The sequence below is a fragment of the Marinobacter antarcticus genome (genome assembly GCF_011049865.1).
GTDB lineage: Bacteria > Pseudomonadota > Gammaproteobacteria > Pseudomonadales > Oleiphilaceae > Marinobacter > Marinobacter antarcticus_A.
In genome coordinates, this window is record NZ_DRGY01000138.1 from 20,043 (window position 1) to 34,716 (window position 14,674).

Annotated in this window: 10 protein-coding genes; 5 read left to right on the top strand and 5 right to left on the bottom strand. The window is 54.1% G+C overall.

Features of this window, described 5'->3' with window-relative positions:
- The 3 genes from epmB (at window position 1) to ENI00_RS16730 (ending at window position 5,309) form a co-directional block, all read left to right on the top strand.
- On the top strand, window positions 1-1,035 hold the full coding sequence (epmB, locus tag ENI00_RS16720) for an EF-P beta-lysylation protein EpmB (RefSeq protein ID WP_304104835.1): 1,035 nt from the start codon (window positions 1-3) through the stop codon (window positions 1,033-1,035).
- A gap of 241 nt (window positions 1,036-1,276) precedes the next feature.
- Window positions 1,277-3,085, top strand: a complete 1,809-nt coding sequence (locus ENI00_RS16725) for a GTPase (protein ID WP_304104838.1) — start codon at window positions 1,277-1,279, stop codon at window positions 3,083-3,085.
- A 139-nt stretch (window positions 3,086-3,224) separates the two neighbouring features.
- The gene (locus tag ENI00_RS16730) at window positions 3,225-5,309 is read left to right on the top strand and encodes an EAL domain-containing response regulator (protein WP_304104841.1); all 2,085 of its coding nucleotides are present in this window, start codon (window positions 3,225-3,227) and stop codon (window positions 5,307-5,309) included.
- 25 nt (window positions 5,310-5,334) lie between these two features.
- Here the strand turns inward: ENI00_RS16730 and serB are convergent, their stop codons facing one another.
- The gene (gene serB / locus ENI00_RS16735; RefSeq protein WP_304104844.1) at window positions 5,335-6,567 is read right to left on the bottom strand and encodes a phosphoserine phosphatase SerB; all 1,233 of its coding nucleotides are present in this window, start codon (window positions 6,565-6,567) and stop codon (window positions 5,335-5,337) included.
- 45 nt (window positions 6,568-6,612) lie between these two features.
- The gene (parC, locus tag ENI00_RS16740) at window positions 6,613-8,913 is read right to left on the bottom strand and encodes a DNA topoisomerase IV subunit A (RefSeq protein WP_304104846.1); all 2,301 of its coding nucleotides are present in this window, start codon (window positions 8,911-8,913) and stop codon (window positions 6,613-6,615) included.
- Window positions 8,914-9,191: 278 nt separating this feature from the next.
- Here parC and ENI00_RS16745 point away from each other — a divergent pair, with 278 nt between their 5' ends.
- The gene (locus tag ENI00_RS16745) at window positions 9,192-9,455 is read left to right on the top strand and encodes a hypothetical protein (protein WP_304104848.1); all 264 of its coding nucleotides are present in this window, start codon (window positions 9,192-9,194) and stop codon (window positions 9,453-9,455) included.
- A gap of 374 nt (window positions 9,456-9,829) precedes the next feature.
- Here ENI00_RS16745 and ENI00_RS16750 read toward each other — a convergent pair whose 3' ends face one another.
- Window positions 9,830-10,411 (bottom strand): YceI family protein, encoded by a 582-nt coding sequence (locus ENI00_RS16750; RefSeq protein ID WP_304104851.1) that lies wholly within the window; start codon window positions 10,409-10,411, stop codon window positions 9,830-9,832.
- 54 nt (window positions 10,412-10,465) lie between these two features.
- On the bottom strand, window positions 10,466-11,026 hold the full coding sequence (locus ENI00_RS16755) for a cytochrome b (protein ID WP_304104855.1): 561 nt from the start codon (window positions 11,024-11,026) through the stop codon (window positions 10,466-10,468).
- A 539-nt stretch (window positions 11,027-11,565) separates the two neighbouring features.
- Here ENI00_RS16755 and ENI00_RS16760 point away from each other — a divergent pair.
- Complete coding sequence (locus ENI00_RS16760; RefSeq protein ID WP_304104857.1) at window positions 11,566-12,861, top strand: EAL domain-containing protein; 1,296 nt, start codon at window positions 11,566-11,568, stop codon at window positions 12,859-12,861.
- On the opposite strand, the gene ENI00_RS16765 is transcribed toward ENI00_RS16760, so the two are convergent.
- Window positions 12,848-14,623 (bottom strand): SLC13 family permease, encoded by a 1,776-nt coding sequence (locus ENI00_RS16765; RefSeq protein ID WP_304104860.1) that lies wholly within the window; start codon window positions 14,621-14,623, stop codon window positions 12,848-12,850. The two genes, ENI00_RS16760 and ENI00_RS16765, sit on opposite strands and share 14 nt — an antisense overlap.
- Window positions 14,624-14,674: the final 51 nt, after the last annotated feature.

Consider the following 14,674-nt stretch of genomic DNA (forward strand, 5'->3'; position numbering starts at 1 on the left):
ATGATACAGCGAACCCCTGCCTCTATAGAAGCCCGGCTTTCAGGCGATGATAACCGGAGCTGGCAACAACTGCTTTCCGATTCGATAACTTCACCGCGAGAACTGCTGGAGCGACTGGAACTGTCCCCGGAGATCTGGCTGGCCGGTGCTGAAGCAGGCAACCGGCTGTTTCCTGTCAGGGTGCCTGAGCCGTTTCTGGCGCGGATGGAAAAAGGAAATCCCGCAGACCCACTGCTGCGGCAAGTTCTGCCACTTGATCTTGAAACCGGCGTTGCCGAGGGGTTTGTTACCGACCCGCTGCAAGAAGATACGGCAATACAGGTCACCGGGCTGATCCGGAAGTATCGCAGCCGTGCTCTTTTGATGGTAACCGGCCAATGTGCGATTAACTGCCGCTACTGTTTTCGCCGGCATTTCCCCTACAACGAACAGCGCCTCAGCCCGGCCGACCGGCAAAAAGTGCTTGATACGCTTGCGGCATCCCCCGAAATCAACGAGGTCATTTTCAGCGGCGGCGACCCCCTGGCCGTTAACGACCAGCTTTTGGCCCAGTGGGCATCGGCGATCAGCTGCATTCCTCATATTCGCCGTATACGTCTGCATACGCGCCTTCCCGTCGTGATACCGCAACGCGTGTGCGAGGCCCTGCTGGAATGGATAGACAACACGCCGGTGCAGGTTGTGATGGTGCTGCACATCAATCACCCGGCGGAAATAGACGAATCAACCCGCCGGGCGCTGAACCATCTCCGTGCAGCGGGCGTAACACTTTTAAACCAGAGCGTGATTCTCAGGGGGATTAACGACAACGCCTGCGTTTTGGAGCATCTCAGCGAGGCATTGTTCGAAGCCGGCGTGCTGCCCTATTACCTTCACGCGTTTGACCCGGTGGCGGGCGCTCATCACTTTGATGTGTCCGACGAAGAGGCTCGAGTGCTGGTTCGGGAGTTGCTTTGCAGACTGCCAGGGTTTCTGGTTCCACGGCTGGTGCGGGAAGTTCCCGGGAACGCAGCCAAGACGCCAATTAATCTGTAGTTGGAAGCGGTTTAGCGATGCCTGAGAAGCGACAACCTGGCTTTACATGTCAAACATTGTTAACAGACGACGTTCTCGCTTTCTTGCACTGGTTTGCGGCCCCAAAGTCAAGTACCTTCTATCTTGTAAAAATATGTATTTACGGTGTTTTCCTGATATCTCCGCAAGTCACACTGGTATCTGCGGGGCAGGATAAGAAAACCCTGAATGCGAAACGTTGTCCTGATATTGGCGCACATTCATGGAAGGTACGATCCTGAAACCAGATCTCCGTGTCCCGGAACAGAAAACGGCAAGCCTGTCGTTTTGTGACACAACGCCCAAGGCGTTCAAGACCTGGATTAAACAGCTTCCCATGGCGAATATTGGCGAAGTATCGCGCCAGCTCTATCACGCAATCATTGAACTCAACCACCTGTTTCTAGCACCTCAGAATCGCCTACAGTTTCTTGAGTTGATTCGCGAGAAGATTCACTTTGTTTGCGGCGAGCTTTCTCGTCACTATCTTGGCCTTGCCGTGGCACTGCCGGAAAAGCAGCGCAAAATTGCCAACCTGTCCCAGGCGCTCCAACTGCACCTTGCCAGTGGTTACAAGCTGTGTATTCTGGAGGCGTTAGACGATAACGGGCTGGACAAAAACCGCAAGCTGGTTACCACGGCTATCCACCGCGCGATGTCCGAGTTGGCATTTACTGTTCTGAGATCCCATCAACTCTATTGCCCGAGCCCGGCGCACAGCTGGCTTGAATGCCATCGTTTGTTCCAGTTTGCCCACCGCAATAGCCTTGCAGACGTTACCGTTGAAGACAACATCCTGAAACAAAAGCAGGCGAGCACGGTGGCCAACAGTTATAAACGCCTTTTGCTTCTTGGCTGTGCAAGACCCAACCAACTCAGGCAATCGGAACTGCTTCAGGCTTACGATCTGTTCGAGTCCTGGACCGAACAAACCCAATGCGGCAAAGACATCGGAGAGGACACTCTGTTCGTTGTCAATATGGAACGCGACAGCTCGCCGGTATACAGAAGCCTACTCGAGAGCAAGCCTGGCGACGAAAGTTTCGGATTTGATACCCGCGAACTGGCCGCCACCATTGCTGAAAATCTCGATGCCCGGCTTCGTCAGCTTCCGGTGCCCGGCACACTGAAAATTCCAGCCAACGTTAACGACACCCTGCTAACTCACCTTAGCCAGGCGTTGGGCATTCTGGCAAAACGGAACTTCAATCGGATTACCAGCCAGGGAACGCTGGAAATTTGCGTAGGGCTTTCGGCAGCGCACTATTTCATTGCCGGCGAAAAATTGTTCACGGAATTTGTCACCGGCAACGACAACGGCGACCCGAACGACGAAAACCTGTTTGTTCGCTCTTCCCGCAAGCGCGATGACGCTTGGGCTGGCGCCCATGATGCCTCCCCCAACGACGAACACCTGCACTCCGCCGATACGCCAATTAATTACCGCGGCAGTTTCGGGAATACACCGGCCTCGGCTAACCAGAAAAACCGACCCAAATCACACATCACCTTATTGGTGAACACCAGTCCTGGCGGCTACTGCGTGTCATGGGAGACCAATGTTCCGCCGTCGATGCAAGCCGGCGAGATCCTCGGGGTTCGAGAACAACGCTCTCACCCATGGAGCATTGCGGTGGTTCGCTGGATTCGGCAAATCCGTAACCAGGGCACTCAGATTGGTATCGAGCTGCTGGCCCCCAGCGGCTCACCCTGCGGTGTTCGCCTGATTCAAAAGGTTGGCAATAGCAGTGAATACCTGCGTGGTTTGATGCTACCTGAGATCAGCGTGGTCAATCAGGCTGCCACCTTGATAACCCCTCGGCTTCCGTTCCAGCACGGCAGCCGGATTTCCCTGTTGCATGACGGCAGAGAAGAGCAAGGCCAATTATTGAAGAAGGTGTCCTCAACCGGAAGCGTTAGCCAGTTTGAGCTAAAACTTCAAAATCATGTCGCTGCGTCGACGCCCTCAAGTCCACCCACGGCATCCAGCACCAGTGAAGACGATTTCGATTCGCTTTGGCCGTCTCTCTGAACACCTCCGGCGGGTGCCTCTGCAAATCCGCCGGAGGCTTGTTATTCCGCCTCAACCCCTTCATCATTTAACGATCGTGTTCAACGATAGTGTCAGTCGGGGCAAGCCCCGCCAATCCGTTTTATGAGACGTCTTAGGAATGCAGAAACAGAACGCCACCGTACACCTGCTGATCCTCGATCCTTCCCAGAATGATGCCGAATCGTTGATAAGCCTGCTCCGAAATGCAGGTAACGCTACTCGGGCGCATCGCATTACCTCCGAAGAAGATCTGGAAGAAGCCCTGAAAACCAATAACTGGGACCTGCTTCTGGCCCGTGATATTGAGCAGGAATTCTCAGCCGATAACGCCCTCGCCATGATCCGGAGAATGGACAAAGACATTCCGTGCCTGTTCCTGACCGAGGAAGAAAGCCGCGAGAGAACGGTCGCTGTCATGAAGGCCGGCGCTCAGGGTACGGTGCAATCCGGCCACAACGATCTGCTGATACTGAAAACCAAGCGTGAACTCGCTGCGCTTGAGGATCGCCGCCGCCGCAGAGCGCTGGAGTCGCATCTAAGGGAGGCCGAGCAGCGGTGTCAGTTGCTGTTGGAAAGCTCTAAAGATGCCATCGCTTATATCAATGACGGCATGCATATTTATGCCAATCAGTCCTACCTGGAGTTTCTGGGCTACGACGACATTGATGACATGATGTGTCTTCCCGTACTCGATACGTTAACGCCCGAAAGTCAAAACGCCTACAAGGCGTTCATGAAGTCTTTCGCAGAAAACGGTGAAGACGGCATGACCCTCAACTGCACCGCAAAGCGCAGCGATGAACACGAGCTGAACGTGACCATGTCGGTGTCGGCTGCCACCTACGACAGCGAGGTGTGCACCCAGATAGTGCTGCAACCGGAGCACAGTGACGTCGAGCTGGAAGAAAAATTACGGGAAATCAGCAGCCAGGACCTCCTGACGGGCCTGTATAATCGGCAACACCTGATGAGAGAGCTCGAACAGGCCATCGCCAGTGCCGGTAAAAACAACGAAACCGGCGCCCTGGCGTACATTGCACTCGATAATTTCATGACCATGAAAGGTCAGGTGGGCATTGCCGGCGCGGACCTTCTGTTGGGTGACCTGTCGGCCTTGCTGAAACACGAAGCGGCCGATGACCTTGTATTGGCGCGCCTCAGCGACGATGCATTCTGCTTCCTGTGCCTGCCGGGGGATGAAACGTCTCTGGCTGGCCGGTGTGAAAGCCTCCGCAAAGCGGTCGATGAAAATCTGTTCGAGATCAACGGCCGTACCGTTCCGTTAACCGTCAGTATCGGCATTGCGTCTATTACCGAGAACTCGCCAAAAGCAGAAGAGCTTATGGCCCGTGCTCACACTGCATCGTCGGAAGTACGCAAGCAGGAAGGCCAGTCTCAGGGCAACGGTGTTCGCGCCTACAATCCGGCAGACCACGAAATGCTGGACGATGGCAGCTCTGTAGAGACAATACTGAGAGCTCTGGATGAGAACCGCTTCCGGCTGCTGTTCCAGCCTATTATTAACCTTCGAGGCGACGGCGAAGAACACTACGAAGCCTTTGTGCGAATGCTCGACAAAGACGAGAAAGAAGTCTCGCCCTACGATTTTCTGCCCCCCATGGGCCCAAGCGATACCGCCATCAAAATTGATCGCTGGGTTATCCTGCAAACCATCAAACAGTTATCAAGCCACCGCGCCAATGGCACTGATACCCGCATGTTTCTCAACGTGACGGCGGAAACCTTGCAGGACAAAACGTTTACACCTTGGCTGAGCGTTGCCCTGAAAGCTGCACGGCTGCCGGGAGACGCACTGATTTTCCAGATTCGCGAAGGCGATGCGAATAATTACATGAAGCAGGCCAAAGACTTTACGAAGGCCCTGCATCAGCTTCACTGCAAGGTATCCATTGCTCAATTCGGCTGCGCCCTGAATCCGTTCAACACCCTGAAACACATAGATACCGATTACGTGAAGATTGACGGATCCTTCACGGAAGAAATTCAGAAGAGTGACGAAGCCAAAGAGCAAGTAAAGGAAATGGTGAAGAGCCTGCAGAGCGCCGGCAAGCTAACCATTATTCCATTGGTGGAAAACGCCGCTATTCTTGCCACACTTTGGCAGGCGGGCGTTAACTACATTCAGGGGTATTATTTGCAGGCCCCGGCGCCGGAAATGAATTACGACTTTGGCGACAACTGAGGGCTCAACACTGAAAAACGCCGGTTCAGAAACCGGCTTTTTTCAGCCCCTGATTCGTCTCGCTTTCGCGAAAGCCGATAAGGTAAAGAATGGCGTCCAGGCCGAGCGTAGAGATAGCGTGGCGCGCCGATTCTTTTACCAGCGGTTTGGCCCGAAAGGCAACGCCAAGGCCTGCCTGACTCAGCATGGGCAGATCGTTGGCACCATCGCCCACAGCAATAACCTGCTCCCGGGAAATATGTTCTTTTTCGGCAATTTCCAGTAACAACTCGGCTTTGCGCTTGCCATCGACGATCTGTCCAGACACCTCCCCGGTTACCTTGCCATCACGAATTTCCAGCTCGTTAGCGTACACGTAATCGATACCCAACTTGCTCTGAAGGTGCCGGGCAAAATAAGTGAAGCCACCGGACAGTATCGCTGTGCGATAACCCAGTGCTTTCAAGCTTCGAATCAGGTGCTCCGCCCCTTCCGTCATTTTCAATCGACCGGCAACCCGCTCCAGCACTGATTCATCCAGGCCCTTGAGTAATAGCAGGCGCTCGGCAAAACTCTGGCTGAAATCCAGCTCACCCTGCATCGCACGTTCGGTAATCTCCGCGACCTGTTCGCCAACACCGGCTTCCCGGGCAAGCTCATCAATCACTTCGGCTTCAATCAGGGTGGAGTCCATATCAAACACCACAAGCCGCCGGTTGCGCCGAAAAATGGAATCTTCCTGGAACGCAATATCCACATTCATTTCGCCGGCAATCTGCAGAAAATCGGCTCTCAACTGCTCAGAATCCGAAGGCGTGCCGCGCACTGAAAACTCCACGCAGGCAATCCCGTTTGTCGTCGCGTTGAGGGACGGTCTCGCTGACAGCCTGGAAATATTGTCAATATTCAGGCCGTGGCGGGCCGTGATCGCAGAAACCTGAGCAATCTGCTCCGCCTTGATATCACGGGACAACAAAGTGACGATGTAACAGGCACGATTGCGCCCTTCCGCCCATGCTTGATATTCCTGCGTGGTAATCGGCGCGAATCTCACTTGAAGATCGAGCGCGTGCAAGCGGAACAACAAATCACGGATCACCGGGGAGGATTTCGACTCATCGGGGATTTCAATAAGAATTCCCCAGGTCAGATGGTCATGGATAACCGCCTGGCCTATGTCGAGAATCCGCACATCGTACTGCCCCATGATGCCGGTTATCTCAGACGTGAGCCCGGGCTTGTCGCGCCCGGATACATTGATCAGTACCAGTTCACTCACTGTCAGATTGCTCCCTTTCCGCTCTCTGTTTCCAATCTGTCCATTTCAGGTCTCACCATTTTCCAGACTCGCCTCTTCCTTTGCTCGCGAGGCAGAGGGAATAACGTCAATGGCATCGACACGCTGCAGCCCTCGGGGCAGCTTGTGCCCGCGCCGGCCGCGCTCGCCCAGATAGTGCTCAAGATCGCTGAACTGCAGGCCCATCTTGCGCTTGCCCGCCCGGATCTCCAACTGATCATCCTCGGCGAACACCGCGATGGCCACCACGAACTCCTCACGGCTTTGCACCCGGGCTGACGGAATACTGATAATCTTGTTGCCTTTGCCCTTACTCAACTCCGGCAGCTCGCTGAGCGGGAACACGAGCATTCTGCCTTCGTTGGTAATGGCACCCAGGTACAGACCTTTCTCTGTAACAGGGATAACCACAGGCGACATAATCTGCGCACCTTTGGGAACACTGACCACGGCTTTGCCGTTCCTGTTTTTACTGAGCATGTCGTTCAGCGAGGTCACAAATCCATAGCCGCCATCCGTCACCAACAACGTTTTCCGCGCTGGGTCGCCCATCAACAAGCCCGAGAAGCTTGCCCCTGAAGGGGGGTTGATCCTTCCCGTTAGAGGTTCGCCCTGCCCTCTGGCGGACGGCAGGCTGTGAGCCATCAGTGAATACGCCCGACCGGTGGAGTCGAGAAAGATTGTTTGCTGGTTATTGCGGCCTTTGGCGACCAAAGCAAAACGGTCGCCGGATTTATAGCTCAGACCATTGGGGTCTATGTCATGGCCCTTGGCAGCGCGAACCCAGCCCTTGTCAGACAGCACAACGGTCACGGGATCGTTGGAAACCAGGTCATTTTCGCTGAACGCCCGGGCCTCTTCGCGGGCAACAATGGGCGAGCGGCGCTCATCGCCATAGGTTTCAGCATCGGCTAGCAGCTCATTCTTGATCAGTTCGCGCAACCGCTCCTGGGAACCAAGAATGGTCTGCAGTTCGTCCCGCTCTATGGCCAACTCGTCTTGCTCGCCGCGAATTTTCATTTCTTCAAGCTTGGCAAGATGCCGCAGTTTCAGCTCGAGAATGGATTCGGCCTGATCCGGAGACAATCCGAATCGCTCCATAAACACCAACTTGGGCTTATCTTCGGTGCGGATAATATGAATGACTTCGTCAATATTAAGATAGGCAATCAACAGGCCTTCAAGAATGTGCAGTCGGGCAAGTACCTTATCAAGTCGGTACTGCAAACGGCGCGTGACCGTCGTGCGACGAAACGCAAGCCATTCGGTCAGCATCTGGCGCAGGCCCTTTACACCGGGACGGCCATCGTTACCAATAACATTGATGTTAACCCGGTAGCTTTTCTCAAGATCCGTGCTGGCAAACAAATGGGCCATCAGCCCGTCGAGATCAACGCGGTTAGAGCGCGGCACAATAACCAGCCGGGTCGGATTCTCATGATCGGATTCGTCGCGAAGATCGGCCACCATCGGCAATTTTTTGGTTTGCATCTGGTGCGCAATCTGCTCAAGCACGCGGTTACCGGAAACCTGGTGCGGTAAATCGGTTACCACAACCTCACCACTCTCTCGCACCCAGCGGGCGCGCATGCGCAGCGAGCCCCGGCCGGTTTCATAAATCTGGCGAAGATCTTTACGGGGCGTGATGATTTCTGCGTAGGTCGGAAAGTCGGGGCCTTTGACGTGCTCGCATAGCTGATCGACGGTGGCGTCAGGATCATCCAGCAGCCGGATACAGGCGGCGGTTACCTCCCTGACGTTATGGGGCGGAATATCTGTGGCCATGCCTACCGCGATGCCGGTCGTACCGTTGAGCAGCACGTGGGGCAGCCTTGCGGGCAGCACCGAGGGTTCGTCCATGGTGCCGTCAAAGTTGGGCGTCCAGTCTACGGTGCCCTGGCCAAGCTCGGTGAGCAATACATCGGCAAACCGCGCCAACCGTGATTCGGTGTACCGCATGGCCGCGAAGGATTTGGGATCGTCGGGCGCACCCCAGTTACCCTGGCCGTCAACAAGCGGATAACGATAGGAAAATGGCTGAGCCATCAGCACCATGGCTTCATAACAGGCGCTGTCGCCGTGGGGATGGAACTTGCCGAGAACATCGCCCACGGTACGGGCAGATTTCTTGTATTTGGACGTAGATTTCAGGCCCAGCTCTGACATAGCGTAAATAATGCGCCGCTGAACCGGCTTCAGCCCGTCACCAATATTGGGAAGTGCCCGGTCGAGAATGACGTACATGGAGTAGTCCAGGTAGGCTTTTTCCGTGTAGTCTCTGAGTGAAACCCGCTCAAAGCCTTCATCCGTCGTCTGAAACTCTGGCATGGATGCCTCTTTTGCCTGTATTAACTGATTTTGAAGGAGTCCGTGATGCTACCTTGTGCGCCCGGAATAATCACGGGGCCGGTGCAACGGGACATTATATGGAGCGCCGGGCGGATACACCAACAACCCACGGATTTATTGGCCAAAATGGTTCGCCGAAGCCCAATACCGCCAATTCCAATAGCGGAATTCCCGCATGGAGAGTCTGTAACGTGCGCCGTATGCTCGTTGCCAGTGATGAATAGAAGACCGTTTTCCTTCCAAACAAGCGGAACACTATGAAACCTAATCTAAAAGCCTGCGGGCAAGCCATGGTAACAGCCATGGTGAATGCGGCTCTGGCCGTCGCGCTGATGCTGCTCGTGGAATTTGCAATCAGCGGCAGCTTTCACGTTCCGGCAACCTATCTTTGGGCAGGCTTGCTGATATGGCTGGTTATTTTCGGTGCTCAGTTCTGGCGCCAGCGCAATCTTTGCCTAGCCTGTGACACTACGCCAAAAACAACCACTGCAACCCATCAAAACCTGCACACAGACGTCTGAATATCACGATCAAGTCACCTCTTCTTTAATAAGTTTCTGACAGCCGGCTCTGCGCTGCTATGCTTTGACACAAGCATCAGCAGACACCTTCTTCACGTCCGCCAGCCGCATCCTGAACGGTGACCGGGATCTTTGTTAGGCTAGGGAACGTTTCGAAACAACCGTCAAACAGTTCTCCAACACTGATGTTTCCAGCGTAGCCAAGCGGTTTGATTCATTGCGCACGTATTTTGATGAAGTAGGCGCCCATGCGGACGATCAGGGGAAATTGACGGGATCAGTCAGTCTCTTGACAAACATGCCCGTGAACTGGAAAAACAGACCGGCAGGTTCCGGGTATAAATCCGAAACCTGCCATCCGTGAGCGGCCAGGTTTACTGACGGATACCCTCAACCGAGATAATAATTTCCACGGTTTCGGATGCCTTGCCAAGATTCATGGGAATGCCGAAGTCTTGAAGTCGCAACTCAGTTGTGGCTTCAAAGCCCATACGATATCCGCCCCAGGGGTCCTTGCCGTGACCCAGCATTTCCACGTCGAGGGTGACCTCACGAGTAACACCGCGCAAGGTAAGATCACCAACAATATCGGCCTCGCCGTCATCATCAAGTTCAACACGCTTGCTCTTGAAGCTCGCTTCAGGATGCTCACTCACATACAGAAAATCTTCACTGCGCAAGTGCTTGTCCCGCTCGGCGTGGTTCGAGTCCACGCTGGAGGTGTCAATGGTTACGCTTACCGAATCGTTTTGCGGATTTTCAGCGTCGTAAACAAACTGGCCGTCAAAATCGTTGAATCGGCCATACAGCCAACTGTAGCCCAGATGCGAAATTTTGAAGGTAATGAACTGATGATCTTTTTCGTTATCAAAATCGTAGGTGCCGCTGCCCTCGCTGGCATGCACGCTTCCCACAAGTGCCAATGAAACGGCTGATGCAAGCAGTAATTTTTTCATGATGTCTCCTTTTAAAAAACAGAATCGCTCTGGTTCAGAGCAGCGTTACGCCAATTACTTCTCCTGACGCTGAGGAACAAACATCCGGCGCAGGGTGTTATCCCGGTCAATAAAATGATGCTTCAATGCGCCTGCCGAATGGGCCAGCGCAAGAGCCACTAAACTCCATGTGCTCCAGTAGTGAACCAACCCTGCCGTATCTTCCAGTTGTTTGATCTGGCCTGTTACAGAGGGTACCTCGATCCAGCCAAACACGCTCACAAATGAACCGTCGGCGGTTGAAATGAGATACCCGCTTACCAGCGCAACGAACACTAGAACGTACAGAAGGCCATGGGCGAACCGGGCGCCGATAACCTCCCAGCGTTTATGATTCGCAAGCGCATCAGGAGAGGCGGTGAACAAACGCCAGAATAGCCGGAGTACAATCAAACAAAATAACAAAACGCCGATGGCACGATGGATGTCCGGGGCGCGTTGGTACCAGCTGCTGTAATAGGTAAGATCAACCATCCAGAATCCTAGCGCGAACATTCCGAACACAACCACAGCGGCAACCCAGTGGAGAACAATCGCTACGAAGCCGTAGCTGACAGGTGTATTACTTAATTGCATGGTGACGGTGACCTTTCATTCTTTGCCTGAAACTCTCGCTCGCACGAGTATAGAAAGTGACATCCGCAAAGGACATCGCAATCTTTTGCTCTGTATCGTCAAAAATTCTGATCATGGGCCTGAGACAGTGCACCTATTTGCCTTTGGTCGCATACGGGTTTTACGGATTGTTGAGAACTCTTGACTTGATAGTATTTACTCATACTGAATTGCCCCGTCGTGGGGTCTCATTGAACGAGAGGACAAGACATGGAAATCGAATTCGACGAATCCGTTGCGATTCCCAGCAATAACTGATTTTGAGTGGCCCCTTTTCGGGGCCATTCCATTTTTTGCCGTGTACAACCCGAGCGAAAATCTGCAGCCCGCTTTCAGTTTCTTTATGAAACAGTAGCAATACTCCCGTGTTTTTGGCAATCTCTCTCCCAACTATCAGTTTACTCAGGCTTTTCCGGTTTCATCAGTGACTGATCAGTGATCGTTCAGGCGCTCGTCTGTCATGGCGCCTGATGCATTCGTTCAATAACTAAAAACTCACTATGCAGCAATCTCTCCCGGAAAAGTTGACCGATTCAGAAGTAGACTTGCTAACGCCAATGCTGCGCAGAAACGGCGATGCCTGGACGGCAAGTTTTCGCGGCCTGATTCTGGGCACGGCACTGCAACCTATTTACAGCATTTCCCATAAACGAATCGTCGGTTATGAAGCCCTGATTCGGGCGCTCGATCCCGATAACGCCAGTGTGCTGCCAATACACCTTTTTGAACTGCCAACGTCTGATACCGAAGCTCTGCTGCTAGACCGCTTGTGTCGGTATCTGCACATTCAGAACTTCAGCGGTATACAGGACCAGCTCAACTGGCTGTTTCTCAATGTCTCCCCCAGGGTTATCACCAGTGGCAGCCAGACCGATTCTTTTTTAGGCGAATTACTTGCCAAAACCGGGCTACCGCCCCACCAGATTGTTATCGAGATTGTTGAGCAACCAACCGATGACGCCGAGCGCCTGCGTGAAACCGTTGCTTACTATCGGCAACTGGGGTGTCTGACAGCCATTGACGACTTTGGTGCCGGGCATTCCAACTTTGAGCGCATCTGGAACCTGTCGCCCGACATCGTAAAATTGGACCGGAAGCTGCTAACGCGGGCAACAGAAGATCATAAGGCGCGACAGATACTGAACGGAATTGTCTCATTGCTGCATCAGTCGGGTTGCCTGGTGTTACTGGAGGGAGTGGAAACCGGCGACCAGGCGATGATTGCCATTGATGCAGGGGTGGACTTTGTTCAGGGATTCTACTTTTGCCGTCCTGTTATGGATTTGTCTCAGTTGCGCTCATCGTCCGCCGACTTCGACAAGCTGCTTCGCGAGTACAAGGCGTGCTATCAGATAACAGGGGATCCGACGCGCCAATTGGTCGATTTTTTCCAGCCCGATTTCCAGAAAGCCATTGAGCAACTGCAAGCCGGCGTCAGCATGGCCCTTGCTTGCCATAACCTGCTGAATCACCCTACCGTTTCACGCTGCTATCTGGTGGATGACAAAGGTGTCCAAGTTGGCGACAACCTGATATCCGATACCGGCACTCGTAGCCTGGACCCACGTTTCAAGCCGCTTGAGCGCACCAGCAAGGCGGACTGGTTTCGGCAACAGTACCTTCAGCAGGCACTGGCCCAGCCAGGAACGTTGCATGTTACTGCGCCCTACCTCTGCGTAACGGGTGCCTACATGTGCGTCACTCTGTCACTGTGTTTTACTCACGACAGCGAATTGCATGTACTTTGCTGCGATATTCTGGCCAATCCTTCGATGCCTTCTGTTATCCCGGGCTAATTCCGTACACCATCGCAATGACGGCAACAGAGACAAGGCCAATGAGCAGATTCATTGGCAGGCCTACCCGCACGAAATCCCAGAACCGGTAACCCCCGGGGCCAAATACCATCATATTGGTTTGATATCCAAGAGGCGTTGCAAAACTGGCCGATGCGGCCATCATCACCGCGATCACAAACGGTTCCGCCGCAACGTTCATGGTTGTGGTCATCGACAAGACCACCGGGATAACCAGAACAGCCGCCGCATTATTGGTAATAACCTCTGTCAGTGCAGACACTGAAAAATAAACCAGAAAAAGCGCCAGCAGCACGTGCCCCTTACTGAGGCCAAGAATGGCGCCAGCGACATAACTTGCCGCCCCGGTTTCCTGCAGGGCTGCACCCAAGGCAAAGGATGCGGCAATTGTGAGAACAACCGGCACATCAACGGACTTCTGCGCCTGCCCCACCGAGCAGCAGCCGCTCAGAATCATCAGGGCCGCACCCAGTAACGCGGCATTCAGCATGCTGAGTAAGCCGCAGGCGGCAAGCCCTACCAACACAATGAGAATCCCCCAGGACAGCCAGGCACGATCATGCCTTGGGGCCTCGGTTCCCAAATCGTTTATAAGCAGAAAATCCTTGTTGTAGCGTTGCCGGCTTACAAACGCCGGCCGGGCTTCGAGCAAAAGCACATCGCCGGGCTTGAGACGAATATTGCCGAGGTTTCCTGACACTCTTGCCCCACCCCGGGCAACCGCCAGGACGATCGCTCCATAGCGTTCGCGAAAACGTGCATCGCGGATGGTGAGGCCCAGAACTTCGGACTGGGGAGACAAAGCCGCTTCCATCAGGCACCGCTCTGCGCGATCTTTGCTCAGGCTGGGTTCGTCGGCGTGCACTGAGGGCACAATGCCGTTAATGCGCAGAAGATCAGAAATCGCCTGGGTATCACCGGCAAAGACCAGCCTGTCTCCGCCGCGCAGGCGCTCTTCTGAAGGTACTGCGGTTACCACGCTACCGTCACGTTCGATTTCTACCAGATAAAGCCGTTCCAGCTCCCGCAGACCGGCCTCGCCTACGGCCTTGCCAACCAGAGGCCCATCAACCGCAACCGCCACTTCAAGCGTAAACTCTTTCATGGAGCCAAATTTGTGCCTGTCTTCCCGGTCTGGCAGCGCTCTGGGCATGAACAGTAAAATCGCTGCAATACCGACAATAGCGACCGGCAAACCAACGGCGGTGATGGAGAAGATAGAAAGCCCGGTGTCACCGGTCAGTTGCTCGTATTGGCCGTTAACAACCAGGTTGGTGCTGGTGCCAATCATGGTCAGCGTGCCGCCCAAAATAGCGGAGTAGCTGAGGGGGATCATTAGTTTTGACGGGGCAATTCCGATCTTCCGGGACCAGGCGTGAACGGCCGGAATCATTGTGGCCACAACAGGCGTGTTGTTGAGAAAGCCACTCAGCAGAGCAACCGGTAGCGTAATCCGCGCCTGGGCCGAGCGAACCGTCTTGGGGTTTCGCAGAAGGTATCTCACCAGCAGGTCTACGCCGCCGGAATGATGGATGCCAGCAGCCACCACAAACAGGGCCACAACGGTTATCAACCCTGTGTTGCTGAAGCCCATCAGCGCCTGATCTGCCGAGATGATGCCGCTTGCGCTCAGCACAACGAGTACGCTCATCATCACCAGATGAGGGGCGTATCGTCCCGAACTCATGAGCACCAAAGCAGCCCCTGCGAGGCTCAACGCAAACCAGCCTTGCCAATTCATCTGCGGTTTATCCCGATCAGAAAACCGGCAGAATAACGAGTTTGCTAGATA